A 25782-nucleotide genomic window follows, 5' to 3' on the forward strand; every position below is an offset into this window, starting at 1 on the left:
CGTTATTCCGCTGCCGCGCGCTCGCTGGCGCGCAGGGCCAAGAAACGTTCGGCCTCGAGCGCTGCCATGCAGCCGAGGCCTGCGGCCGTCACGGCCTGGCGATAGGTTTCGTCGGCGACGTCACCCGCGGCGAACAAGCCGGGCACGGACGTCGCGGTCGAGTTCGGGGCGACCTCGACATAGCCCGACGGTTTCAGCTTGACCTTGTCTTTCACCAGCTCGGTTGCCGGGGCGTGGCCGATGGCGATGAAGACGCCGTCGGTCTTCACATCCGTCAGCGCGCCGGTCTTGACGTTCTTGAGGCGGACATGGGTGACCTTGTTCGGGTTTTCAGTGCCGCAGATCTCGTCGACCGCACAGTCCCAGATCACCTTGATCTTCGGGTGCTTGAACAGGCGCTCCTGCAGGATGCGCTCGGCGCGGAAATGATCGCGGCGATGCACGATGGTGACCTGCGAGGCGTGGTTGGTCAGGTACAGCGCTTCCTCGACCGCGGTATTGCCGCCGCCGACCACCACGACCTCCTTGTTGCGGTAGAAGAAGCCGTCGCAGGTGGCGCAGGCCGAGACGCCGCCACCCTGGAATTTCGTTTCAGAGGGCAGCCCGAGCCAGCGCGCCTGCGCGCCGGTGGCGAGGATCACGGTGTCGGCGAGATAGACATCGCCGGAGTCGCAGGTGAGGCGGAACGGCCGCTGCGAGGTGTCGAGCTTGATCACCAGGTCGGTCACGATCCTGGTGCCGACATGCACTGCCTGCTTTTCCATCTGTTCCATCAGCCAGGGGCCCTGGATCACGTCGGCGAAGCCCGGATAGTTCTCGACGTCGGTGGTGATGGTGAGCTGGCCGCCGGCCTGCATGCCCTGGATCAAGATCGGCTCGAGCATCGCGCGCGCGGCGTAGATCGCGGCGGTGTAGCCGGCGGGGCCGGAGCCAATGATGATGACCTTTGCATGAACAGGAGCGGACATTTCGATGGACGCCTTTCACGGGGGATTTGCAGCGCGGGCGCGGAACGTGCCGGGAGGCCTCGCGGAGGCGCTGAAATATCAGAGCTAATCTAAGCGTTCTGGTGAGCTATGCAAGAATTGCATTCCCTCTCGGCGGATTTTTCCAAGGAACAAAAGTCGATTGCGCTGCACGCGCAATAAAATTGCTCATTTGGCGCAGACTGGCTATGAGGATTGCGACAGACCCACCGAATACCGCCGATAAGGCCAGGAGTTCCAATCACGTGTCGCGGAACCTAGACGAGATCGACCTCAAGATTCTGTCCGAAATCCAGGCCGACGGTCGAATCACCAATGTCGAGCTCGCCAAACGGGTCGGTATTTCGCCTCCACCCTGCCTGCGCCGGGTCCGAGCACTGGAGGAGGAGGGCTATATCCACGGCTACCGCGGGCTGCTGGACGCGCGAAAGCTCGGTTTCGACGTCACGGTGTTCGCCGCCGTGCACCTCTCCAGCCAGGCGGAGGCGGATCTGCGCGCCTTCGAGGAGTTCGTCCGCGCCGAGCCCTTGGTGCGGGAATGCTGGATGCTGTCCGGCGAGGTCGATTTCATCCTCAAATGTGTCGCCCCTGACATGGCGACCTTCCAGGACTTTGTGACGCACCTGACCGCGGCGCCGCACGTGCGCAACGTGCGCACCTCGCTGGTGCTGCACAATTCGAAATACGAGGCGGCGGTGCCGCTCGACGTGAAGGGAAGAAGGTAGCTTCCAAAACGGCATAGCAGTTCCGTCATCCTGAGGTCCCGAGTGGCGCGATGCAAAGCATCGCGCCGGGAGCCTCGAAGGATGAACGGAACAGCTGGCAGTTGGGCCGTCGCCCCTCGAGGCTGGCCGAACAGGCGAGCGCCTCCAGCGACAACGGCTTCGCCGTTGCGCGGGGTGACGGTGATGGATTCGCGTTCGCAATGACGGCGGGGAGCAGGGTTACCGCCGCAGCGCATCCACGCTGATCGGACCGCTTCCAGCGGCTGCGAGGAACAGGCACGCGAAGCACAGCACGATCGCAAGCGCGCCGTCGTTGACGACGGGAAAGAAGCTGTGCGGCATGTGCTCGATGAAATAGGCGAAGGCCATCTCACCGGACAGGATGAAGGCCGCCAGCCGCGTGAACAGGCCAATCATCAAGAGACCGCCGAGCACGAATTCGAGCATGCCGGCGATACCCCAGAGCGACAACGGCGTCACGTCGGCAAACATTTCCACCGGCGGAAACTTGAACAGCTTGGCTACGCCATAGTGAAAGAACACTAGCCCGGTGATGAAGCGGAAGAGGCTGAGCAGATAGGGCTGGCTTTGCGCAGCGATGCGATCGATGTCCATCTTGTGCTCCCGTGCTCGAACGGCAGCGCCAAGCATGACGGAGGACGGTGCGGTTCACAATCTCGCCCTGGACAGATTGCGAAACAGAAAAGCCGCGCAACCCGCGCGGCCTTTCAGGCACTCTTTGTCGGTTGGATTACCGCCACTCCACCTTGGTGATTTCGTAGGCCTTGGCGCCGCCGGGGGCGTTGACCTCGACGGTCGAGCCTTTCTTCTTGCCGATCAGCGCGCGCGCCAGCGGCGAGGTGATGGAGATCCGGCCTTTCTTGGCGTCGGCCTCGACCTCGCCGACGATCTGCCACACCGTCTTCTTCTCGGTGTCCTCGTCGACCAGCGTCACGGTTGCACCGAACTTGATGGTGTCGCCGGAGAGCTTGGAAATGTCGATGATGTCGGCCCGCGCGAGCTTGTCCTCGAGCTCGGCGATGCGGCCCTCATTATGGGACTGCTCTTCCTTCGCGGCATGGTATTCCGCGTTTTCGGAGAGGTCGCCGTGGGAGCGCGCTTCCGCGATATGCTCGATGATGCGCGGACGGTCCTCGGACTGGCGCTTCTTCAATTCTTCCCCGAGCGCGGCAAAGCCGCTCGCAGTCATCGGAACCTTTTCCATCTTTTCTCTCGTCTTCCAGTCGCGCGCCCACCGAAAACGGAGGGCGCGGCAACCCTGATTCGTCAGTGCTTTCCAGATCCGAGCACACGGCCACCGGAACGTTAAGTGGGCTGGCGCCGGAACAAAACAACCACGTGGCCAGACGGTTCCTCCGGCCATTATGGCTTGATTGCCAATCACTTAGCGCAAGGCTTAACCCTCAGGGCCGGGCCTTTCGCTAACGATCAGGTTTCCGAAAAGTAGCTCTGCAGGGTCCGAACCTCAAGGTCCCCGCCCAGATAGGCGCGGATGCCCTGCGCGGCCGCCACGGCCCCGGAAAGAGTGGTGTAATATGGCACTTTATGCAAGAGGGCCGCGCGCCGCAGCGAGCGGCTGTCGGCGAGCGCCTGCGGACCTTCGGTGGTGTTGAGAACGAGCTGGACATCGCCATTGGTGATGGCGTCGACGATATGCGGCCGTCCCTCCAGCACCTTGTTCACCTTCTCCGCCGGGATGCCCTGATCGGTCAGGAAGCGCGCCGTCCCTGATGTCGCCAGCACCTTGAAGCCAAGCGAATGCAGCTGGCGCACGGCTTCGGCGATACGAACCTTGTCGCTCTCGCGTACCGAGACGAACACCGTGCCCTTGCGCGGTACTCTTGTGCCGCCGCCAAGCTGGCTCTTGGCAAAGGCAACCGCGAAAGAGCGATCGATGCCCATGACCTCGCCGGTCGAGCGCATCTCCGGACCCAGCACCGTGTCGACGCCGGGGAAGCGGGCGAATGGAAACACCGATTCCTTCACGCCGACATGCCTGAAATCTGCCTTCTTCAGCTTGAAGTCGGCGAGCTTCTCGCCGGCCATGATGCGCGCGGCGATCTTGGCGACCGGCGTGCCGATCACCTTGGCGACGAAAGGCACCGTGCGCGAGGCGCGCGGATTGACTTCGAGCACGTAGATCTCGCCGTCCTTGATGGCATATTGCACGTTCATCAGGCCGACGACGTCGAGGCCGAGCGCGAGCTCGCGGGTCTGCCGCTCCAGCTCCGCGATCATCTTCGCGTCGAGCGAGTGCGGCGGCAGCGAGCAAGCGCTATCGCCGGAATGGATGCCGGCTTCCTCGATGTGCTCCATGATGCCGACGATGAACGTGTCCTTGCCGTCGCTGAGGCAGTCGACGTCGATCTCGGTGGCGTCGGACAAATAGCGGTCGAACAGCAGCGGGTTCTTGCCGAGAACGGTGTTGATCTGCCCGGTCTTGTCGTTCGGATAGCGCGCCTTGACGTCGGCGGGCACCAGCTCCGGCAGCGTGCCGAGCAGATAGTCGTTGAGCTGGTTCTCCTCGCGGATGATCTGCATCGCCCGGCCACCGAGCACGTAGGACGGGCGCACCACCAGCGGCAGGCCGAGATCGGCGGAGACCAGGCGAGCCTGCTCGACCGAATAGGCGATGCCGTTCTTCGGCTGCTTGAGGCGGAGCTTGTCGAGCACCCGCTTGAAGCGGTCGCGGTCTTCGGCGAGGTCGATGGCGTCGGGCGAGGTGCCGAGGATCGGCACTTCGGCGGCTTCCAGCGCGCGGGCAAGTTTCAGCGGGGTCTGGCCGCCGAACTGGACGATCACGCCGTGCAACGTGCCGTTGCTGCGCTCCTTGGCGATGATCTCCAGCACGTCCTCGGCGGTGAGCGGCTCGAAATAAAGCCGGTCCGCGGTGTCATAGTCGGTCGACACCGTTTCCGGGTTGCAGTTGACCATGATGGATTCATAGCCGGCGTCATGCAGCGCGAAGCAGGCATGGCAGCAGCAATAATCGAACTCGATGCCCTGGCCGATGCGGTTCGGGCCGCCGCCGAGGATGATGACCTTCTTCTTGTCCGACGGCGTGCTCTCGTCGGCGGCGCTGCCGGCAAACGGCGCCTCGTAGGTCGAGTACATATAGGCGGTGGGCGAGGCGAATTCGGCCGCGCAGGTGTCGATGCGCTTGTAGACCGGACGGACGCCCAGCGCGTGGCGCTTGGCGGTGACGTCGGCTTCGGTCGTCTGGGCGAGCACCGCAAGGCGCGCATCCGAGAAGCCCATGGCCTTGAGCGTGCGCATGCCGAACGCGTTGCTTGGCAGGCCGTGCCTCCTGACCTTCTCTTCCATGTCGACGATGCCGCGCATCTCGCCGAGGAACCACGGATCGATCTTGCAGGAGTTGAAGATATCCTCGTTCGACCAGCCGAGCCGCATGGCCTGTGCGACCTGGAGCAGGCGGTTCGGCGTCGGCGTGCCGAGCGCTGCGCGGATGGCGTTCTTGTCGTCGTCCTGGCCGAGGCCTTCGATCTCGATCTCGTCGAGACCGGTGAGGCCGGTCTCGAGCCCGCGCAGCGCCTTCTGCAGGCTCTCCTGGAAGGTGCGGCCGATCGCCATGACCTCGCCGACCGACTTCATCGAGGTCGTCAGCGTCGAGGAGGCGCCGGGGAATTTCTCGAAGGCGAAACGCGGGATCTTGGTCACCACGTAGTCGATCGTCGGCTCGAACGAGGCCGGCGTCGCGCCGCCGGTGATGTCGTTGGCGATCTCGTCGAGCGTGTAGCCAACGGCGAGCTTGGCCGCGACCTTGGCGATCGGGAAGCCTGTCGCCTTCGAGGCCAGCGCAGAGGAGCGCGACACGCGCGGATTCATCTCGATCACGACCATCCGGCCGTCTTCCGGATTGACGCCGAACTGCACGTTGGAGCCGCCGGTCTCGACACCGATCTCGCGCAGCACCGCCAGCGAGGCGTCGCGCATGATCTGATATTCCTTGTCCGTCAGCGTCAGCGCCGGCGCCACCGTGATGGAGTCGCCGGTGTGCACGCCCATCGGATCGAAATTCTCGATCGAGCAGACGATGATGCAATTGTCCTTCTTGTCGCGCACCACCTCCATCTCGAACTCTTTCCAGCCGAGAACGGATTCCTCGATCAGGACTTCGTTGGTGGGGGACGCGTCAAGACCGCGCTCGATGATGTCGAGGAACTCTTCCTTGTTGTAGGCGATGCCGCCGCCGGTGCCGCCCATGGTGAAGGAGGGGCGGATGATCGCGGGCAGGCCGATCTCGGACAGCGCCATCATGGCCTGGCCGAACGCATATTCCTGGTAGCGCTTGCGGCGATCGCTCTCGCCGAGCGTCCACTGCCGGTCGAGCTCCTCGAGGGCCGCGCCCGACAGCTTCTCGCGTTCGGCGTGGTACTTGTCGCGGAACGCCTTCTTCAGCTCGGAGGCGTTGGCAAGCCGCGACTTCGGCGTCTCCAGCCCGATCTTGGTCATGGCCTCGCGAAAGAGCTGGCGGTCCTCCGCCTTGTCGATCGCGTCGGCGGTCGCGCCGATCATCTCGACGTCGAATTTCTCCAGCGTGCCCTGCCGGCGCAGCGACAGCGCGCAGTTCAGCGCGGTCTGGCCGCCCATGGTCGGCAGCAGCGCAAAGCCGCCGGGAACGACATGGCGTTCCTTCTCGATGATCTTGGCGACGATCTCGGGCGTGATCGGTTCGATGTAGGTGGCATCGGCCAATTCCGGGTCGGTCATGATCGTGGCCGGATTGGAATTGACGAGGACGATGCGATAGCCCTCTTCCTTCAGCGTCTTCACCGCTTGCGTGCCCGAATAGTCGAACTCGCAGGCCTGGCCGATCACGATGGGACCGGCGCCGATGATCAGGATGGTCGAGATGTCGGTTCGTTTAGGCATCACCGCTCGCGGGCTGGATTTTGGGCACAAAAAAAGGGCGCGCTTGCCGCGCGTCCCCTAAGCCGAGAGCGCGGGGGTCTCCCTCGCGCGCGGGTGGGTCTTAGACCAGTTTTCGGGGCGGCGAAACCCCGAAAAACGCCCATCAACCAGCAATTTTGACCGGTTTCGGCCGGGCCTGCCAGCCGCGGGCGAGGTGCACCAGAAGCGAGGCCGCAACGCTCGTTCCGCCGATCCAGCCGAGGTCATCGGGCGCGAGGGTGGCCAGCACGGCGCCGCCCAAGGCACCACCGATGGCGAAGCCGAGATACATCGCGGAGGCATTGAGTGAGAGCGCAATCATCGAGGCCTGCGGATCGATCCTGACGATGCTGGCGATCTGGGCCGGATAGAACGCCCAGCCCGACAGGCCCCAGAGGAAGATCGCGCCGAGCACCGCGTAATGCGCCTGTCCGGGCAGCAGCTTCAGGACCAGCGAATGCAGAATGAGCGCGCTCGCCATGCCGGCAAGCCCGAGCGCGGCGGTGGTCATCGTGCCCAGCCGGTCAGCAAGGATGCCCCCGAGCATGTTCCCGATCGCGGCAGCGCCACCGAACACCAGCAGGGCAAGGCTGATTTGCGAGGCATCGAAGCCGAGGCCGCGCAGCGGCACCGCGAAATAGGTGAACACGGTGAAGCCGCCCAGCGCCCATAAAATCGTGATGGCGAGTGCAATCACGACATTGCTGTGGCGCGCCACCGCCAGCCGTTCGCTGAGCGAAGCGGTGTTCCGCGGCAGACCGCGGGGCAGGCCGAGCAGCAGGCCGGCCAGCGCGACCGCGCTGATGATGGCGACCATGGCAAACGTCGCGCGCCAGCCGAGCAGGCTGCCAACGAGATTACCCAGGGGCACGCCGATGACGGTCGCGACCGTGAGGCCCGAGGTCACCAGCGCAACCGCGCGGCCACGCCGTTCGGGCGAGGCGACAGCAACCGATACGGCGAGCGCCGTCGGCATGCACAGCCCGGAGCCCAGAGCCATCAGCATGCGCGAGGCCAGCAGCAGCGCGTAGTTGGAGGCCACCATCGCCGCGAGGTTGCCGGCGATGAACGTCGACAGCGCCAGCGCCAGCACCGTGCGGCGGTCGATGTTGTTCAGCGCCACGGCCAGGATCGGCGAGCCGACCGCGTAGGTGAGGGCGTAGGCGGTGACCAATTGGCCGGCGGCCGAGACCGAAATCGACAGGTCGCCGGCGATTGCCGGCAAAAGCCCAGCAATGACAAAGCCTTCGGTACCGATCGCAAAGGCCCCCAGGGCCAGCCAGACCACGCTCATTGCTCGAATTCCTATGTTCAATGTTTATTGAACTATCGAATAAGTCGATTTGGGAGTCAATTGGTTCAAGAACTATTGAACATTGCGCCCGCCTCGCTATGATTCCTCACATCATGAGCCGCACCCCTCCTCATCCCACGCGAGAGCAGATCGAGCTGCCGCTGGTCCTGGATTGTCTGAGCGATCCGATCCGATTGGCGATCGTGTATCAGCTCGCACAGCAGGAACGTGTCAGCAGCGAGCTCTGCTGCGGCGACTTCAACGGTCTCTCTGGCAAGTCGAACCTCACCTATCACTTCGCAAAGCTGCGCGATTGCGGGCTGATGCAGACCCGCCTGGCAGGCACGAACCGCTTCATGCGGCTGCGCCGCGAGGATCTCGAGGCGCGCTTTCCGGGCCTGCTCGATGCCGTGCTCAAGTCGGCGGCCAAGGACGCGGACAGGCTTCAGCTCGTTGCGGAGTGCGATGTGGTTGAGGCGAAGTAGCGCGCTGCGCCACGCCCGGCTTCGCCGAGGCAGCCTTCGCTACGACAGGGCTCGCCTAGCCGAAGCTGGCGAAGCCAGCGAAGGCTGGAGACCCGGCCTGGATTTGAACCAGGATGAAGAGCGATGCACCGCTCTCGCGTAGACGCTTCCGCCACCGGGCCGCGGCGATCATTGCCCGATCGGGCTGCGACAAGCCACCTCAGGTGGTGGTTATGCTTAACGCACCAGGGGTGGCCGGGCGATGAAGGTCATGCGCCAGCGGTTGTGGCCGATATTGGTGTTGGCGCGCTGGCCGGCGAAACCCGCCGCCTTCAGCTTGGCGGTGATCTCGTCCTCACTGTAGCGCTGCAATCCGATGCGCGAGCGCAAATGACGGTAGTCCGACAGCGCGGTGCTGATGAGCCCGATCAGCGCATCTTTCAGAAAGCCGTGACGCAGTCCGAAGGACAGCAGTGCCGCCACGTCCCTGAGCATGCCGACATGCGGCTGAAGGATATCGCCCAGCACCAGCTTGCCTGATGGCTTCAGGATCCGCCTGATATTGAGCAGCGCGGCATCGAGCTCCTCGGATGTCATATATTGCGCGACCGAGTTCATCACGACGAGGTCGATGGATTGGTCCGGCATCTTGCGCACGTCGTCGAGCGAGCGGACGCGGATCTTGGTGTCGGGCGCAAACCGGGCGATCAGGCGGCCGCGCACACCGGGCGCGGGCTCGGCCAGGATCAGCTGGCCGCAGGCGGTCGCCACCTGGCTCGCCGAAAGCGCCTCGCCACAGGCATAGTCGAGCACGATCGCGTCAGGCGAGGTGATGTAGCCGATGATGTCCCGCGCGATGATCTGGAAGTGCAAATCGCGATGCAATTTGCTGACATAGATCGTATGCGTCGAGTCGTAATAGTCGATCCAATCGTCCATGAGATCCCGCCCAGTGGTTCCTGGCCAGGAACCGCGTTGCCCCCCTTGCGTTAGGGGTGCGACGGCGCGCCGTCAATGTGCGCGTCCTAACAGGAAGGTTTCCCGTGAGCAAAGCCCCCAACAAGGTCTCGCCCGATCTCGATACCCCCACCGATCTGCAGCCCCAGGCGGTCAACAAGGTCTCCGAGGCGCTCAACGTGCTTCTGGCCGACGCGTTCGCGCTGTACCTCAAGACCAAGAATTTCCACTGGCACATCAGCGGCCGGCATTTTCGCGACTATCACCTGCTGCTCGACGAGCAGTCCGAGCAGATCTTCGCCACCACCGACCAGCTCGCCGAGCGCGTCCGCAAGATCGGCGGCACCACGTTGAAGTCGATCGGCCAGGTTGCCAAGCTCCAGACCATCAAGGACAACAACGAGGACTACGTCCCGCCGCGCGAGATGCTGCGCGAGCTGATGCAGGACAACAAGCATGTCGCTGCCAGCATGCGCAAGGCGCACGAGGTCTGCGACGACGCCGGCGACGTCGCCAGCGCCAGCATCTTGGAGGTCTTCATCGACGAGACCGAGCGACGAACGTGGTTCCTGTTCGAGGCAACACGGCAGGAAGGCGCGAACGAGGCGTAAGGGCACACTGCCGTAGGGTAGGCAAAGCGCAAGCGTGCCCACGCATTTTTCGCGATCGACAGATGTGGTGGGCACGGCGCGCGAAAGCGCGCCTTTGCCCACCCTACGGCACCGCCCGTGTCGCTACCGCCACAACCGCATCAACGCGCCGTGCTTCCCCGTCACCGGATCGGCTGGCGGCAGCGGCACCTTCGGGATCGTCTGCAACGCCTTGGCGTGGTTCTCCGGCGTTGCCCGCGTGATCTCCATCTTCGATCCCGGCGGATAAGCGCCGATCACGCAGAAATCATCGCTCGCCGTGAGGCATTGATGCCCGGTGCCAGCAGGCAAAATCGCGACGTCGCCGGCCTTGATCTCCAGCTCCTGGCCGTGATCGCCGCCGAAGCGAACGCGGGCATGGCCGCGCGCGACGCCGAGCACCTCATGCACGGTCGCGTGGTAATGCAGATAGTCGTAGACGCCGTTGCGCCACGTGCCGCCCCATCCGTTGGTTTCGAACAGGTTTTCGATGGTCTGTTCGGGCTGCTTCGGATCGAGCGTCACCGCGCCCTGGTAAATGAGGAAGGGAAGGATGTTGTTCGGCACGAGCCCGTCATCCTCGAACACGATGGCGAGCGGCTCGGCATAGTCGCGAACGACGGACATGACAGAACTCCTGCACGACGGTCACAGGAATTAACGATGAGCGCGAACGCGTGTTCCTCCGTCATTCCGGGGCGACGCGCAGCGTCGAGCCCGGAATCCATCGCGCTGCAGAGTCTGTTGCCCGATGGATTCTCAGATGCGCAATTGCGCATCATAGCTCGCGCTACGCGCGCCCCGGAATGACGAGGACGAGGAGCCGCCTTACGCGCTTTTCTTCTGCCGCATCAGATCGGCAAAGCGCTGGAACAGATAGTGTGAGTCGCGCGGACCGGGCGAGGCTTCCGGGTGGTACTGCACCGAGAACACCGGCTTGCCGTCGAGCTGGATGCCGCAGTTGGACCCATCAAACAAGGAAATGTGGGTCTGCGTCGCGCCCTTGGGCAGCGTCTTTTCGTCCACGGCAAAGCCGTGATTCATCGAGGTGATCTCGACCTTGCCGGTGGTCTCGTCCTTGACCGGATGATTGGCGCCGTGATGGCCCTGATGCATCTTCTTGGTCTTCGCGCCGACGGCAAGGCCCAGCATCTGGTGGCCGAGGCAAATGCCGAAGGTCGGCGTGCCCGACTTGATGACGTCCTGGATCACTGGCACCGCGTATTTGCCTGTGGCGGCCGGATCGCCCGGCCCGTTCGACAGGAACACGCCGTCGGGCTTCATCGCCAGAATGTCTTCGGACGAGGTCGTCGCCGGCACCACCGTCACCTTGCAGCCGACGCCGGCGAGCAGGCGCAGAATGTTGCGCTTGATGCCGTAGTCGATCGCGACCACGTTGAACTCGGGCTGGTCCTGACGGCCAAAACCCTTGTTCCACAGCCAGGGTGTCTCGTCCCAGGTGAAGCGCTGGCCTGACGTGACCATCGGCACGAGGTCCATGCCCTCGAGGCCGGGCCATTCGCGCGCTTCTTCCTTCAGGCCATGCAGGTCGAACTCGCCGTCCTTGGCGTGCGCGATCACGGCATTGGGCATGCCCTTGCTGCGGATCAGCGCGGTCAGCGCGCGGGTGTCGATGCCGGACAGGCCGATGATGCCGCGCGCCTTCAGCCAGGCGTCGAGGTGCCTGGTGGCGCGGTAGTTCGAAGGATTGGTGATCGCGGTGCGCAGGATCACGCCGCGCGCGCCCGGCGTCGCGGCCATGTTCACCGTCTCGATGTCTTCCTCGTTGGTACCGACATTGCCGATATGCGGGAAGGTGAAGGTGATGAGCTGGCCGGCATAGGAGGGATCGGTGAGGATCTCCTCATAGCCGGTCATCGCGGTGTTGAAGCAGACTTCGCCGACGGCTTGGCCTTCGGCGCCGAGACCAAAGCCTTCGAGCACCGTGCCATCGGCAAGCACGAGGAGCGCGGTCGGTTTATGGTCCGGCCAGGCGGGATCGTTGTCATGTTGTGTCATGAGCCCGCTTCATAAGCCCCCCACGCCCGCCCGTCAAAGCGGGAAACGGCGGATTCACATGCGTTTTTGCATATTTGACAGGCCTCTTCAGGGACTTAGGGCGGGTCTTGGGGTGGGGCCTGAAATTTTGCGCCGTTTTGGCCGTCAGGCGGGAAACAATGAACCCCCGGTGACAGGCCCGCACTGGCCTCTTTCCCGCGAACGGCTTAGATCAAGGGGACAGATCAAGAGGATACGATTATGCTGCGCGACGACATCAACAATGCGGTCAAGGAGGCCATGAAGGCCAAGGACGAGCGCAAGCTCTCCACGCTGCGCATGGTCAACTCGACCATCAAGAACGCCGACATCGACGCCCGCGGCCAGGGCAAGCCGCCGCTGTCCGATGCCGACCTGCTCGCCGTGCTGCAGAAGATGATCAAGCAGCGCCAGGAGGCGGTCGAGCTCTACGACAAGGGCGGCCGTGCCGAGCTTGCCGCACAGGAGCGCGAGGAGATCGCGGTGATCTCGGCTTACTTGCCGAAGCAGATGGCCGAGGACGACGTGAAGAAGGCGATCTCCGATGCCATCGCCGAGACCGGCGCTGCCGGCATGAAGGACATGGGCAAGGTGATCGCGGTATTGCGCGCCAAGTTCGCGGGACAGATGGATTTCGGCAAGGCGTCTGGTCTGGTGAAGGCGGCGCTGTCGGGCTAGGCCGTCACTCCGGGGCGACGCGAAGCGTCGAACCCGGAATCCATCGTGCCTCCGGCTCTGTTGCGAAATGGATTCCGGGCTCGCGCCAAGAGGCGCGCCCCGGAATGACAGCAAGAAAAATGGGGAGGCCGCCGATGTCCGCCATAAAACCATTCCGCATCGCCATCAGCGACGACATCCTCGCCGATCTCAAATCACGCCTCGCCCGCACCCGCTGGCCGGAGGCGGAGCTGGTCGACGACTGGAGCCAGGGCGCGCCGCTGAAATGGATCCAGGAGATGTGCAGCTACTGGGCCAACGGTTACGACTGGCGTGCCCGTGAGGCAAAACTCAACCGCTTCGACCAGTTCACCACCGAGATCGACGGGCTCGACATCCACTTCCTGCATGTTCGTTCGAAGCAAGCGGGGGCGCTGCCGCTGATCATCACCCACGGCTGGCCCGGCTCGATCGTCGAATTCCAGAAGGTGATCGCGCCGCTCACTGATCCTGCCGGTCACGGTGGCAATCCCGCGGACGCCTTTCACGTGATCTGTCCCTCGCTGCCGGGTTTCGGCTTCTCGGCCAAGCCAACGACCACCGGCTGGGGCGTCGATCGCATCGCCGCGACCTGGGCGAAGCTGATGGACCGGCTGGGCTATGCGCGCTACGGCGCGCAAGGCGGTGACTGGGGCTCGGCAGTGACGAGCTCGCTGGGCGCGCAGGACTCGGAGCATTGTGCCGGCATCCACATCACGCTCGCCTTCAACGCCGCGCCGCGGGTCGAGGGCGAGCCGACACCGGAAGAAAAGCGCGCACTCGCCGGCCTCAAGCACTACGTCGATCTCGACTCCGGTTATTCTAAGCAGCAATCGACCCGGCCGCAGACGCTCGGCTATGGGCTGACGGATTCGCCAAGCGGGCAGGCGGCGTGGATCCTGGAAAAATTCTGGGCCTGGACCGATTGCAACGGCCACCCCGAGAACATTTTCGACAAGGACGAGCTGCTCGACAACGTCATGCTCTACTGGGCGACGGAAACGGCGACCTCGTCGGCACGGCTCTACTGGGAGAGTTTTGGCAAACGCCGCGCCACGCCGGCCGTGAAAGTGCCAACGGGTGTGGCCGTGTTCCCAAAGGAGATCATCACGCCGGTGCGGCGCTGGATGGAGCCGAACTTCACCAACATCACTCATTGGAGCGAGATGGAGCAGGGCGGGCATTTCGCCGCTTTCGAGCAGCCCGAGCTGTACGTGCGCGATGTCAGGAAATTCTTCGCGACGGTGCGGTAAGCCCCCGCTGTCATTCCGGGGCGATGCGAAGCATCGAACCCGGAATCCATCGCGCGACATTCTCTGCGGCTGGATGGATTCCGGGTTCGTCCTTCGGACGCCCCGGAATGACGCCGCGGGGCTTGTCCTGAATATTCCCGGCTCTAGACTGCGCCATAACAACAAGACACCGGGAAAACGCCAGGCCCATGCTCACCGAAGCCGCAACCTACGACGAGCTCTACCGCAACTTCCGCTGGGACATCCCGGCGCGCTTCAACATCGCGGATGCGTGCTGCGATCGCCATGCCGACGGAACCGGCCGGCTTGCGCTTGTTTATGTCGACGAAAACGGTGCCACCACGCGCACCTCGTTCGACGAAGTCGCCGAGATGTCGCGCCGTTTCGCCAATGTGCTGAAGGCGGATGGGCTTTCGCGTGGCGACCGCGTCGCGGTATTCCTGTCGCAGTCGCTGGAATTGCCGATCGCGCATATGGCGGCATTTCGCTCCGGGCTGATATCGATCCCCCTGTTCGCGCTGTTCGGCGAGGACGCGCTGGAATTCCGCCTGTCGAATTCACAAGCGAAGGCGATCGTCACCGATGAGGCTGGCTGGGAGAAGCTCACCAAGATCCGCGATCGGCTGCCTTATCTGCAGGACATCTACATCACGAGCGGTGCCGTCCACGCCGGCGCGAAACCGTTCTGGTTGGCAATCGAAACCGCGTCCGAAGATTTTACTGACGTCGACACATCCGCCGATGATCCCGCGCTGATCATCTATACCTCGGGCACCACGGGTAATCCCAAGGGCGCGCTACACGCGCATCGCGTCGTGCTCGGCCATCTTCCCAATGTCGAGATGTGTCATAACTTTCTGCCGCGCCCTGGCGATCTGATGTGGACGCCGGCGGACTGGGCCTGGATCGGTGGTCTCATCAACGGCCTGCTCTCGTTCTGGTATCACGGCATTCCGCTGGTTGGACATCGCGCGCGAAAATTCGAGCCGCAGGCGGCGATGCAGATGATGGCCGATCTCGGCGTCCGCAACGTCTTCCTGCCGCCGACCGCGCTGAAGCTGATGCGACAGGCGGGTGTGAAACACGCGAGCGTCAAGCTGCGCAGCATCTTTACCGGCGGTGAATCGCTCGGCGGCGAACTGCTCGGCTGGGTGCGGGACACCTTCGGCATCGATGCGCACGAAGTGTTCGGCCAGACCGAGTGCAATCTGGTGATCGGCAGCAACTCCAATCTGTTTCCGATCCGGCCCGGCTCGATGGGCAAGGCGACGCCAGGGTTCGACGTCCGCATCGTCAACGACAAAGGCGAGGAGCAGCCACGCGGCCAGCGCGGCATCATCGGCGTGCGCCAGCCATGTCCCGTCACCATGCTCGAATACTGGCGCAACCCGGACGCGACAGCGAAGAAATATGCCGGCGAATTTCTGTTGACCGGCGATCTCGGCGTGCAGGATGAAGACGGCTATTTCTGGTATGTCAGCCGCGAGGACGATGTCATCACCACGGCCGGCTATCGCGTCGGACCGTCCGAGATCGAGCATACGCTGATGAAGCATCCGTCGGTGGCGATGGCCGCCGTGGTCGGCATTCCCGATCCGATCCGCACCGAATCGATCAAGGCCTGGATCGTGCTGCGCCCGGGGTTCGCGGCGGGTGATGCGCTCGCACGCGAAATCCAGCAGTTCGTCAAGGTGCAGCTCGCCGCCCACGAATATCCGCGCTACGTGGAGTTCGCCGAGACCTTGCCGATGACGGCGACAGGAAAGGTGCTGCGGCGCGAATTGCGGGCGAGAGGTTAGAGCGTATTTTAGCGCGGCGGCGCCGACAGTGTAGACCGCAGCATCGCGGCAAGATCCTGCCGCTTGAACGGCTTGGTCAGAATGCGGGCGTCGACGCCGTCGGGCATCTTGACCGGATTCTGGCTGTAGCCGGAGGTGAACAGCACCTTGAGACCGGGCCGCAGCGCCGTCGCCTGCCGCGCAAGCTCCGGCCCGAACATGCCGCCGGGCATCACGACGTCGGTGAACAGCAGATGGACGTCGCCGGGCTTTTGCAGCACTTCCAGCGCCGCGGGCCCGTTCGACGTCGTGATGACGCGGTAGCCGAGCGTTCGCAGCTCATTCTCGACATAGGCGCGCACCATGTCGTCATCCTCGACGACGAGAATAGTTTCGCGTCCGTCGGGGACCGCGATCGGTTCTGCCGGAGCCGAGGCTTCGTCCTGTGCTGCAACGATGCGCGGGAAGAATAGCCTGACGACGCTGCCTTGCTTCGGTTCGGATTGTAGCTGCACCAGACCTCCTGACTGTTGCGCAAATCCGTAGACCATGCTGAGGCCGAGGCCTGTGCCCTTGCCGACCTCCTTGGTGGTGAAGAACGGCTCGAACGCGCGGCTCACGACGTCATCGGCCATGCCGCAGCCGGTATCGGTCACAGCCACCATGACGTAGTCGCCCGGCCGCGGCTCGCCGTTGACGTCGAGATCGGATGGACCGAGCGAAATGTTGCGCACCTCGACCGTCAGTTTGCCGCCCTCAGGCATCGCGTCGCGCGCGTTGAGCACGAGGTTGAGCAGGGCGGTTGCGAGCTGGCCGGCATCGACGCTGGCCCGCCACAGATCTGCTCCAAAGGCAAAGCCGCATTCGATGTGCTCGCCGAGTGATCGCCGCAACAACTGCTCCATGCCGACGACCTGCTCGGCGATGTCGATCTCGCGCGGCCGCAACGGTTGTTTGCGCGCGAAGGCAAGCAGGCTGCGCGTCAGGTCGGAGCCGCGCTCGGCCGCGGTCGCGATATCGCCGGCGATCCGCTGCAATTCCTTGTTGTCCGCCAGCCGGTCGGCGAGATGCTCGGAGTTGCCCAGGATGACGGTCAGGAGATTGTTGAAGTCGTGCGCCACGCCGCCGGTGAGCTGGCCCATCGCCTCCATCTTCTGGGACTGGCTGAGCTTGTGGCTGAGATCGGCGATGGCGGCGCGCTGCTGCTCGAGCGACTCGGCGGTGCCGTTGAGCAGCATCATCAATCCGCCAAGCTCCCCGCGCGGATGCGGCGGCGGAATCCGTGCGCTGAGATCGCCGAGCCCGAGCCGCTTGGCCATCGCCGCGAGGCGGCCGACCTGGCGCCCGACGCTGACGGTCGCCAGGATCCAGACACCGGCGAGCAGCAGCAGCGAGGCCACAGTGAGGATCGCCAAATCCTCGTAGAGCCGGCGGTTGGCGGCGGCGACCAGCCCGTCCTTGGAGCGCCCGACCAGAATATAGAGGCCGGCCTTGCGGATCGACGGCGACCGGGCGACGGCCCAGACCTGCGCGCGGCCGTCACGATCGGTGAGTTCGCGAGAAGGTTCACCGTCGGGCGCTGCCGCAAAGCGGAACAAATCAGAGCCAGCGATCGACGCGCCGATCGGATCGCTCCAGCCGCCGCGCGTGGGGGCCACCAGCACCGTACCCTTGCTGTCGAGGAACAGGATCTCCTTTTCGGCGAGCAAGCGCCTGTCGTGAAACTCCGCGAACTTGTTCAAGTTGAACGAGGCAAGCAGGATGAATTTCAGCGCGCCGGCGTCCGAGCGCACCGGATAGGCAATCTGGAGGACCGATAGTCCGGTCAGGCGGCCGAACACCGGCTCCACCGCGACGGCTCCTTGCGAGACCTTGGCCTGCTTGAAATAGGCACGGTCATTTAGATCGAGCCTGCGGTTGGTCCGGAGCGAGTCGCAGAACAGGCTGCCGTCCGGATTGATGGTCAGGATTCCCGTGAACTGCGGATATTCTTCGCGCACATCGGACAGGAAGGCAGAGCATGCCGCCTTGTCGCTTGTGTCGAGGTCGCGGGCGCGAGCAAGGCCATAGTGAAGCTGAGCCGTGCCCTGGATCTTCTCGCCGAGATCACTCGCGATGTCATCGGCCGAGGCAACGAGATTGGCCAGCGCAGCGTTGATCTCGCTGGAGCGGTTCTGCACGAAGCGCAAGCCGACGAGGCTCGCCGGTACCAGCATGGCCGCGATGACGAGGATCAGTAACCGGGTACGCAGGCTCATCGATTGGCCGGTCCGCTGTTCGCGTGTATATGTTTGGAGGTACAATTTGCGGCACGATCGTCGGCCCCGTCCATAGGCATCGGCGCGAAATTTGCCCGGAAGGCTAAAGATTTTGTCACGCGTGCATCGCGGCGACGCTACAATCGCCCCGCCATCCGGCGTCAAGTTGCGCCCGGGCGCAGTGGCGCTAATATCGCGGCCTGCGCGCGACAAAAGATCGCGCCGATGCGCGGAGGAAGCTGATGTCCATCTCGGGCAAGGTCGATCCGGTGGTGCGTCCCGTTGTGGCGACCGATATCGCCGAGGCGCTGGCGGAGGGCCTGCGCGATTTCCAGGCGCTGCCGCTTTACGGGCTCTGCTTCGGCGCGCTCTACGCCGCCGGCGGCATCACCATCATGCTCTGCCTCACCGCCTTCGGCATGGTCTATCTCATCTATCCCTTGGCCGCCGGTTTCGCGCTGATCGGGCCGTTCGTGGCCATCGGCCTCTACGAGGTGAGCCGCCGCCGCGAGCGCGGCCAGCCGGTCTCTTTCGGTGCGATCTGGTCGGCGATACGCTCGCGCAGCGAAATCGGCTGGATGGCCTTCGTCACGCTGTTCGTGTTCGTGATCTGGATGTACCAGGTGCGGCTGTTGATCGCATTGTTGCTGGGCCTGCACGCCTCGTTCTCGAGCTTGCAGGAATTCATGACGGTGGTGCTGACCACCAATGAGGGTTTGCTGTTCCTCGCGATCGGCAATGCGGTCGGCGCGGCGTTGTCGTTGATTCTGTTTTCACTGACCGTGGTGTCGTTTCCGCTGCTGCTCGATCGCGAGGTCGATTTCGTCACCGCCATGGTGACGAGCGTGCGTGCGGTGGTGACCAGTCCGCTGCCGATGGTCGGCTGGGCCGCTGTCATCGTGATGCTGCTGATCGTGTCGGCGCTGCCGTATTTCCTCGGCCTGGTGGTAACGCTGCCGGTGCTCGGGCATGCGACATGGCATCTTTACCGGCGCCTGGTGGTGCCAGTGCCAGGCTAGCCGTCATTCCGGGGCGCCCGCAGGGCGAACCCGGAATCCATTGTTCCACCAACTCTGCTGCGCGATGGATTCTCAGGTGCGCAATTGCGCACCGTAGCTCGCGCTCCGCGCGCCCCGGAATGACTAGGTCAGGCCGACGGCGTCTTGATCCCCATCGCCTTCAGCGCATCCAGCATCCGCTGTGGCGGACCGAGCTTGACCACGAGTGGCTTGCCGGTCTCGAGCAAGCTCTTGAGGCTGGACAGGATCGCGGGCCAGCCGGAGCGTCCGCCTGACAGGATGTCGTCGCTGAGCGGACGATCGTGGCCTTCGCTCATGGTCAGCCGGACAGCGTCGCCGACCTGCTCGATGTCGTAAGTGACGAGGGTCGGCCCCAGCTTCTCGATCAGCTCGGGCCAGTTGACGTTGAAGGTCACCGCAAGCTTGCGCGGCGGATCGTAGGCGAGCACCTCGCCGCTGATATGCAGGGCGCCGTTGGGCGTCCGCAGGATGAAGGCGCCGCCGAGCCGCGGCTCGACCTCCACGGTATTGCCGAAGAAATATTGCCTGCTGAACTCGGCTGAGGTCAGCGCCTCCCACACCTTCTCCGGCGTGGAGGCGATGTAGATCGAGTAGACCGTCAGGGGGTGGAACTGGTCGAGGCTCATTTCGCATCAAATCCCTTGTTGAGGGCTGCACGCGGGATAGAGGTGACATAGACGAATTGCGGCTTACTCATCACGCTTCTCCAGCTGGCGTTTCAACTCGCTGAGTGCGGCGAGCTTGCCGCGCTCGAATTTCCCGATCCAACGGTCGCCGATCTGGTGGATCGGCATCGGGTTGAGATAGTGCAGCTTCTCGCGGCCATGCTTGATGGTCGTAACCAGATTGGCCTCTTCCAGGATGACCAGGTGCTTCGTCACCGCCTGGCGCGTCATCGCCAAGCCCTCGCAAAGCTCGTTCAGCGATTGGCCGTTCCTGGCGTGGAGCCGGTCCAGCAGCGACCGTCGCGACGCATCGGCGAGCGCCTTGAAGACCTCATCCATGGCGGCGATAATAGGCAACTAAATGGTTGCATGTCAAGAGCGACGTCATTCCGGGACGTATTAGCGTCGAACTACGATGCGCGCTTGCGCACCTCAATCTCGAGATTCCGGATAACCGCAGCGCGGTTTCCGGAATGACCTGCAAGCGATCGTGTCTTTGGCGCGTGTGAGCGGCCGTGCTAGCGTTGAAGCTCAGCCAACGCAGATTGGTTCCTGGGAGGACTTTGATGTTCCGTTGCGTCCTGACTGCTGCCGCCCTCGTCCTTTTCGCCGGCAGCGCTTCTGTTCACGCCCAGAAGCAGACCATCGGTGCGCCGCCCGAGGCATCGAACATGAAGCTGGTCGGCAGCAACGATCTTCAGGCCCGTAGCGCCTATCAGCCGACCATCCATCATCAGGGTCACCGCTGGATCGCCTATATCGGGCACCACGGCGGCACCGACGACGTGCCGGCTCCGGTCAATCCGATGACCGGCAATGCCGAGCCGAACGGGACCTCGATCGTCGACGTCACCGATCCCGCGCATCCCAAATATCTCAGGCACCTGCCGGGACAGGCGGGCAAATATGAATCCGGCGGCGCGCAGATGGTGCGCGTGTGCGACGGCAAGACCTTGCCGAAGGGCGATCCCAACGCGGTCTACATGCTGCGCACCTTCGGCGGCCAGGCACACGAGATCTGGAACGTCGCTGACCCCGCCAATCCCGTGATGATCACGCGCCTTGGCGGCTTGAAGGACACGCACAAGAGCTGGTGGGAATGCGACACCGGCATTGCCTATCTCGTCTCGGGCGCGCCGGACTGGCGCACGCGGCGCATGACGCAGGTCTACGATCTCTCCGATCCCACTCATCCGCAGAAGATCCGCGATTTCGGCCTGCCCGGCCAGGAGCCCGGCTCGACCGGCGCGGTGCCGACCGAATTGCACGGACCGATCTCGACCGGGCCCGACGGCAACCGCGTCTATTTCGGTTACGGCACCAACAAGGGCGGCATCCTGCAGATCGTCGATCGCGAGAAGCTGCTGACGGGGCCGAAGGAGCCGACGCCGGACAATCTGCGCTTTCCGGAGATCTCGCGGCTGCCGATGTCCGCCTTCAACGGCGCGCACACCACGTTCCCGATGCTCGACATGCCCGTGGCGGAATTTGCCGAGGACAAGGACGGCAAGACCCGCGACATCGTCATGATCGTGGATGAGGCGATTCTCAACGAATGCGGCGAGGCGAGGCAGATGGTGTGGTTCGCCGACGTCACCACCGAGACGCGGCCGATGATGATCTCGAGCTACACCGTGCCGGAGGCGAGCGGAAAGTTCTGCCAGCGCGGTGGCCGCTTCGGCTCGCATTCCTCGAACGAGAGCATGGCGCCGGTCTATTACAAGAAGATGGCCTTCATCGCCTTCTTCAATGCCGGCGTTCGCGCGCTCGACGTCCGCGATCCCTATCATCCAAGGGAAGTCGGCTATTTCATCCCGGCGATCACGGGCGCGACCGACAAGCGCTGCATTCCTGTGGAGGGCGGCGAGCGCTGCAAGGTCGCGATCCAGACCAACAATGTCGAAACCGACGACCGCGGCTACATCTACATCGTCGATCGCGCCAACACCGGCCTGCACATCCTCGAATTGACCGGCCCTGCGCGCGCCGTTGCCGGCCTGCCGAAGAATTGACGATACGGCGTGGTGCTTCCACCACCTCTGCTGTCATACCCCGCGAAGGCGGGGTATCCAGTACTCCGCAGCCTCTCCGTATCTCATGAAGGTCTCGGCGTACTGGATCACCCGCCTTCGCGGGTGATGACACCCCTGATTGCAGGGCCTCTGTGTCACACAGTGATGACTTCCGTTCCTGCTCTTCTCATGCATTAATAGCTGCAAACGCCATCGCGCAGAGTCCCCCCATGATGTCCATGCAAGCCTATCTCGCCTTTATCGCCGCCTGCATTGCGCTGGCGCTGCTGCCGGGGCCGATCGTGACCCTCGTCATCGCCAACGGCCTGCGGTACGGCACACGCTCGGCGCTGACCAACATTCTGGGCGTGCAGATGGGGCTGCTGATCGTGATCGGCATCCTTGCGGTCGGCCTCACCACCTTGATGGCGACGATGGGCTATTGGTTCAACTGGGTGCGCTTTGCGGGCGCGGCCTATCTGGTTTGGCTCGGCATCAAGCTGATCCGCTCGCCAGTCGAGGGCGTCAACGCCGACGCGCCGCCGCCTCCGCCGCGCGGCGGCTTCCTCTTGCAGGGCTTCGTCGTCGCCTTGTCGAACCCGAAGCTGCTGGTATTTTTCGGTGCGTTCATTCCGCAATTCATGGACATGAGCAAGGATCATTTGTCGCAGGTCCTGGTGCTCGGCATCACCTTCATGGTGCTGGCCGGCTTGACCGACGGCATCTACGCACTGCTTGCCGGCCAGGTCCGCGGCTTCTTCTCGGCGCGCCGCACCCGCCTGGCGTCGCGCGTCTCCGGCGGCTTCATGATCGGCGGCGGCATCTGGCTGGCGCTGATACGGGCCAAATGAGGATGCTAGCCGACCAGCAGCGCCGGTCTCAGCTCCGCCTCGATCTCCGCAAAGATCCTTGCCAGCCGCTCCGCCCATTGCCGCTGGCCGGATTGATCCGCGATCAGATCCTGGCGGATCTCGATGCCGGTGTTGACGAGACCGCGCGCCTCGCCATGAACGGGAATGGTGTAGTCGCTGAGATCGCTCACCGCATAGGGCTCGTTGTCGCCGACGACGAGATCGCCCTCGCTGCGTAAGTGTTTCAGCAGCAGCTGCGGCAGCACCTTGTCGTGATTGTACAGCGCGCCGATGTGCCAGGGCCGGGCGACGCCGGCATAGACGGGCGTGAAGCTGTGCAAGGACACCAGCACCGTCGGCCGCTTCGCGCGGCTCCGGCCGTCGATCACCGCATCGATGCGATCATGATAGGGCTGAAAAATCTCGCGTCGCCGTGCCGCGCGCTCACCGTCCGAGATGCCTTCGTTGCGCGGGATCGCGGTCGCCTCCGATATCACGGGGATCGAGCTCGCGACAGCGGGTGGACGGTTGCAGTCGATTACCAGCCGCGAATAGCGCTGTGCGATCAGATGCGCGTTAAGCATGTTTGCCAGCCGCTCGGAGACGCCGGCGATGCCGATGTCCCAGGCGATGTGCCTCGTTAGCTCGTCTTCCGATACACCGAGATCGCCGAGCGCGCGCGGCAGAATGCGGCCGTAATGGTCCGATGTGAGCAAAAAGGGTGATGTGCCCTCTGCATTCACCTCATGCACTGGCGGAATATCGCCGTCGCCCAGCAGTTGATCCGTCGCCTCGGCTGTGTTGAAAGCCATTCCTGATTGCCTGTGGAAAAAGCAGTCGCCCCGGACATTGGGCAAACATTAACAAATGGGCCTGCCCAACATCACCATGATCTCCCGACGATGCCGCTGCTGACGATTCATCACAAGACCGAATATCGCTACTATCGTCCCGTGGCCTTCGGCGAGCACAGATTCATGCTGCGTCCGAGCGACGGCCATGATCTGCGCGTGCTCGATTCCAGGCTCGATATCTCGCCGAACCCGATGTCGCTGCGCTGGATTCACGATGTGTTCGGCAATTCGGTCGCGATCGCCGATTTCGACGCGCGCGCGGACAGGCTGGTGTTCGACTGGCACGTCACCGTCGAGCACAATCCGGTGGACGAGTTCGCGCTGACGCCCGACGATCCCGCTTATTTCTATCCCTTCGCCTATGACGATGCGGAATTGCCCGATCTCGTCCAGTACATCACGGCGCAATATCCCGATCCCGAGGGCAGGATCGCGGCATGGGCGCGCGGCTTTCTCGACGAGACTGCGCCGTCGCCAACCTTCGACATCCTCAGCCGCATCACCCACGCCATCCGCAACCAGTTTACATACCAAAGGCGTCACGCGCCGGGCACGCAGAGCCCGTGCGAGACTTTGCTGCGGGGCACCGGCACCTGCCGCGACTACGCGCTGTTCATGATCGAGGCGCTGCGCCGGCTCGGCATCGCCGCGCGCTTCGTCTCCGGCTACGTCTTCGTGCCCGAGGATATCGCGCAGCACCATTTCGGCGGCGGCTCGACCCATGCCTGGGTGCAGGTCTACTTGCCGAGCGCGGGCTGGATCGAGTTCGATCCGACCAACGGCATCGTCGGCACCCGCGACCTCATCCGCGTCGCCGTCGCCCGTGACCCGCGCCAGGCCATCCCGCTGCACGGCATCTATATCGGCACCCAGGATGCGTTCGACGTCATGGATGTCAGCGTCAAGGTGGTCGCGGCCGAGGCGCGCGGCGAGGCGCTGGAAGCCGAGGTTGTGTAGGCTTTCGCCAGGACGACGTAGCGGCCCTGTCACTCGCCGTGATTGCCAGCTATAGACACCCCCATGACCTCCGACCGTCTTTTCGTCTACGGCACCCTGATGCGCGGCTTCGACCATCCGATGGCGCGGCTGCTCTCGCAGCATGCGGATTTCCTCGGTGAAGCCACCTGCCGCGGCCGGCTCGTGCTGGTGAAGCATTATCCGGGATTGCTGCTGTCCGAGGTGTCATCGGATGTCGTGCATGGCGAGCTGTTCGCCTTGCGCGCCGGCGAGGAGCTGTTGCGCGAACTCGACATGTACGAGGCCTGCGGCGAAGGCTTTCCGGAGCCGACCGAATATCTGCGCCAGCTGATCGAGGTATCAGGCGCGGATGGCGTTGCGGAGAAGGCCTGGACTTACGTCTACAACTGGCCGGTGACGGACCTGCCGCACATAGCGTCCGGCCGCTTTCTTGACCACTGAGCCTGATCCGGAAAAGTGCGCAGCGGTTTTCCGACAAGATCATGCTCAAACAAAAACTTAAAGCGCGATTTCATCGCGCGTTAAGCCGACAGCACTTCCTTCACCAGGCGCACATCGACCTCGCGCTCGACATAGCTCCATTCCTCGGTGTGCCTGAGCATGCCGACCAGCTCCTCGAACAGCGAGGCATGCGCGGGCGCGAATTCGAACCAGGTCAGGAAATCGAAGGGCTCGCCGAGGTCGCGGCAGTGATACAGCTGGCGCGCGATTGCGGGCAGGAAACGCATGCTGCTGGCGATATGGTGCGACTTGTCTTCGAAGATCTTGCGCCGCTCCTCTTGCGTCAGCTCCCACCAAGCGGCCGATTTGCGGATCGGGATCAGCGCCGCGCTCGTCGCTTCCAGCCGGCCGAGGCTGGCCTGCACGGCGACGAGTTGCTGCTTCTCGGCCCGCTCGGTGTAGCGCAGGCTGCTCGGCACGCCGACCAGGCGCCAGGCATTCCGCGAGGGCACCAGCGGCAGCGCGACGGCCTCGCCGTCGGTCACCGACAGCGCCGGCATGAAGGGCAGGGGCTCGCCCGTCACGGGCGACATCGAAGTCACGCGCCAGCCCCCGCTCTGGCCACCCCGAAAGGTCCTGAACATGGCCTATGGAAGCGTGGAACCGGGCGGGGTTCAAGTGGGGCTCCCAAGCCAGACCCGTCATCCTGAGGCGCTCACACTGCAAAGCAGTGTGAGCCTCGAAGGATGAATCGGCCCGTATATAGCCGCCAGCCGGGCCGTCGCCCTTCGAGGGCCGCTGAAGAAGCGGCCACCTCAGGGTGACGGATCGGCCCTGTGCATATGTCGGATAACCCGGATAATCCCGCGTAAACCTGACTTCTGGCCGCCCCGCACCTATATCCCAGATCCTTCGCCCGACTCACCCCGGTT

Annotated in this window: 24 protein-coding genes; 11 read left to right on the forward strand and 13 right to left on the reverse strand. The window is 63.8% G+C overall.

The features are described 5' to 3' along the window. Window positions 1–2: 2 nt before the first annotated feature. Window positions 3–968, reverse strand: a complete 966-nt coding sequence (trxB, locus tag XH80_RS00370; protein ID WP_271596882.1) for a thioredoxin-disulfide reductase — start codon at window positions 966–968, stop codon at window positions 3–5. Between the two features lie 263 nt (window positions 969–1231). Here trxB and XH80_RS00375 point away from each other — a divergent pair, with 263 nt between their 5' ends. Continuing rightward, a complete protein-coding gene (locus XH80_RS00375) occupies window positions 1232–1711 on the forward strand; it encodes an Lrp/AsnC family transcriptional regulator (protein ID WP_057741909.1) in 480 nt (159 codons plus the stop codon). Between the two features lie 219 nt (window positions 1712–1930). On the opposite strand, the gene XH80_RS00380 is transcribed toward XH80_RS00375, so the two are convergent. From XH80_RS00380 to XH80_RS00395, 4 genes are all read right to left on the reverse strand, one after another. Continuing rightward, window positions 1931–2326 carry a DoxX family protein gene (locus XH80_RS00380; protein WP_271596883.1) on the reverse strand — a complete coding sequence of 132 codons (396 nt, stop codon included), beginning with the start codon at window positions 2324–2326 and terminating at the stop codon, window positions 1931–1933. Window positions 2327–2462: 136 nt separating this feature from the next. Continuing rightward, complete coding sequence (greA, locus tag XH80_RS00385; protein WP_018318257.1) at window positions 2463–2936, reverse strand: transcription elongation factor GreA; 474 nt, start codon at window positions 2934–2936, stop codon at window positions 2463–2465. 224 nt (window positions 2937–3160) lie between these two features. Next, entirely contained in the window at window positions 3161–6625 is a 3465-nt protein-coding gene (gene carB, locus XH80_RS00390; protein ID WP_271596884.1) for a carbamoyl-phosphate synthase large subunit, read from the reverse strand. 142 nt (window positions 6626–6767) lie between these two features. Then, window positions 6768–7937 (reverse strand): MFS transporter, encoded by a 1170-nt coding sequence (locus XH80_RS00395; protein WP_271596885.1) that lies wholly within the window; start codon window positions 7935–7937, stop codon window positions 6768–6770. Between the two features lie 113 nt (window positions 7938–8050). Between XH80_RS00395 and XH80_RS00400 the strand changes: the two genes are divergently transcribed. After that, on the forward strand, window positions 8051–8422 hold the full coding sequence (locus XH80_RS00400) for an ArsR/SmtB family transcription factor (protein ID WP_271596886.1): 372 nt from the start codon (window positions 8051–8053) through the stop codon (window positions 8420–8422). A gap of 216 nt (window positions 8423–8638) precedes the next feature. Here the strand turns inward: XH80_RS00400 and XH80_RS00405 are convergent, their stop codons facing one another. After that, window positions 8639–9340 (reverse strand): class I SAM-dependent methyltransferase, encoded by a 702-nt coding sequence (locus tag XH80_RS00405; protein ID WP_271596887.1) that lies wholly within the window; start codon window positions 9338–9340, stop codon window positions 8639–8641. A gap of 104 nt (window positions 9341–9444) precedes the next feature. On the opposite strand from XH80_RS00405, the gene XH80_RS00410 reads away from it, so the two are divergent. Continuing rightward, a complete protein-coding gene (locus XH80_RS00410; protein ID WP_271596888.1) occupies window positions 9445–9969 on the forward strand; it encodes a Dps family protein in 525 nt (174 codons plus the stop codon). Between the two features lie 123 nt (window positions 9970–10092). Here the strand turns inward: XH80_RS00410 and XH80_RS00415 are convergent, their stop codons facing one another. Both XH80_RS00415 and carA read right to left on the reverse strand, forming a co-directional pair. Then, on the reverse strand, window positions 10093–10614 hold the full coding sequence (locus XH80_RS00415; RefSeq protein ID WP_271596889.1) for a cupin domain-containing protein: 522 nt from the start codon (window positions 10612–10614) through the stop codon (window positions 10093–10095). Window positions 10615–10815: 201 nt separating this feature from the next. Continuing rightward, window positions 10816–12006: a glutamine-hydrolyzing carbamoyl-phosphate synthase small subunit gene (gene carA, locus XH80_RS00420; protein ID WP_271596890.1), complete on the reverse strand. Its 1191-nt coding sequence runs from the start codon at window positions 12004–12006 to the stop codon at window positions 10816–10818. 240 nt (window positions 12007–12246) lie between these two features. On the opposite strand from carA, the gene XH80_RS00425 reads away from it, so the two are divergent. From XH80_RS00425 to XH80_RS00435, 3 genes are all read left to right on the forward strand, one after another. Continuing rightward, window positions 12247–12702 (forward strand): GatB/YqeY domain-containing protein, encoded by a 456-nt coding sequence (locus XH80_RS00425; protein WP_271596891.1) that lies wholly within the window; start codon window positions 12247–12249, stop codon window positions 12700–12702. A 134-nt stretch (window positions 12703–12836) separates the two neighbouring features. Continuing rightward, on the forward strand, window positions 12837–13973 hold the full coding sequence (locus tag XH80_RS00430) for an epoxide hydrolase family protein (protein WP_271596892.1): 1137 nt from the start codon (window positions 12837–12839) through the stop codon (window positions 13971–13973). Window positions 13974–14161: 188 nt separating this feature from the next. Next, window positions 14162–15772 (forward strand): acyl-CoA synthetase, encoded by a 1611-nt coding sequence (locus tag XH80_RS00435; RefSeq protein ID WP_271596893.1) that lies wholly within the window; start codon window positions 14162–14164, stop codon window positions 15770–15772. Window positions 15773–15780: 8 nt separating this feature from the next. Here the strand turns inward: XH80_RS00435 and XH80_RS00440 are convergent, their stop codons facing one another. Continuing rightward, window positions 15781–18009, reverse strand: coding sequence for an ATP-binding protein (locus XH80_RS00440; protein ID WP_271596894.1), 2229 nt, complete (start codon window positions 18007–18009; stop codon window positions 15781–15783). Between the two features lie 242 nt (window positions 18010–18251). Here XH80_RS00440 and XH80_RS00445 point away from each other — a divergent pair, with 242 nt between their 5' ends. Then, on the forward strand, window positions 18252–19028 hold the full coding sequence (locus XH80_RS00445; RefSeq protein ID WP_271596895.1) for a DUF2189 domain-containing protein: 777 nt from the start codon (window positions 18252–18254) through the stop codon (window positions 19026–19028). Between the two features lie 128 nt (window positions 19029–19156). Here XH80_RS00445 and XH80_RS00450 read toward each other — a convergent pair whose 3' ends face one another. Beyond that, the gene (locus XH80_RS00450) at window positions 19157–19675 is read right to left on the reverse strand and encodes an SRPBCC family protein (RefSeq protein WP_271596896.1); all 519 of its coding nucleotides are present in this window, start codon (window positions 19673–19675) and stop codon (window positions 19157–19159) included. Between the two features lie 63 nt (window positions 19676–19738). Continuing rightward, complete coding sequence (locus tag XH80_RS00455) at window positions 19739–20053, reverse strand: ArsR/SmtB family transcription factor (RefSeq protein ID WP_271596904.1); 315 nt, start codon at window positions 20051–20053, stop codon at window positions 19739–19741. Window positions 20054–20280: 227 nt separating this feature from the next. Between XH80_RS00455 and XH80_RS00460 the strand changes: the two genes are divergently transcribed. Together XH80_RS00460 and XH80_RS00465 are read left to right on the forward strand one after the other, a co-directional pair. Next, window positions 20281–21726 (forward strand): LVIVD repeat-containing protein, encoded by a 1446-nt coding sequence (locus XH80_RS00460; RefSeq protein WP_271596897.1) that lies wholly within the window; start codon window positions 20281–20283, stop codon window positions 21724–21726. Window positions 21727–21959: 233 nt separating this feature from the next. Continuing rightward, window positions 21960–22577: a LysE family translocator gene (locus XH80_RS00465; RefSeq protein ID WP_271596905.1), complete on the forward strand. Its 618-nt coding sequence runs from the start codon at window positions 21960–21962 to the stop codon at window positions 22575–22577. A 5-nt stretch (window positions 22578–22582) separates the two neighbouring features. Here the strand turns inward: XH80_RS00465 and XH80_RS00470 are convergent, their stop codons facing one another. Then, the gene (locus tag XH80_RS00470; RefSeq protein WP_271596898.1) at window positions 22583–23389 is read right to left on the reverse strand and encodes an N-formylglutamate amidohydrolase; all 807 of its coding nucleotides are present in this window, start codon (window positions 23387–23389) and stop codon (window positions 22583–22585) included. 90 nt (window positions 23390–23479) lie between these two features. Between XH80_RS00470 and XH80_RS00475 the strand changes: the two genes are divergently transcribed. Together XH80_RS00475 and XH80_RS00480 are read left to right on the forward strand one after the other, a co-directional pair. Continuing rightward, the gene (locus tag XH80_RS00475; RefSeq protein WP_271596899.1) at window positions 23480–24388 is read left to right on the forward strand and encodes a transglutaminase family protein; all 909 of its coding nucleotides are present in this window, start codon (window positions 23480–23482) and stop codon (window positions 24386–24388) included. 63 nt (window positions 24389–24451) lie between these two features. Beyond that, window positions 24452–24850, forward strand: a complete 399-nt coding sequence (locus tag XH80_RS00480) for a gamma-glutamylcyclotransferase family protein (RefSeq protein ID WP_271596900.1) — start codon at window positions 24452–24454, stop codon at window positions 24848–24850. Between the two features lie 80 nt (window positions 24851–24930). Here XH80_RS00480 and XH80_RS00485 read toward each other — a convergent pair whose 3' ends face one another. Further along, complete coding sequence (locus XH80_RS00485) at window positions 24931–25494, reverse strand: chlorite dismutase family protein (RefSeq protein ID WP_271596901.1); 564 nt, start codon at window positions 25492–25494, stop codon at window positions 24931–24933. Window positions 25495–25782 lie beyond the last annotated feature (288 nt).

Origin of the sequence: Bradyrhizobium sp. CCBAU 45384 (assembly GCF_028128665.1) — a bacterium.
GTDB lineage: Bacteria > Pseudomonadota > Alphaproteobacteria > Rhizobiales > Xanthobacteraceae > Bradyrhizobium > Bradyrhizobium manausense.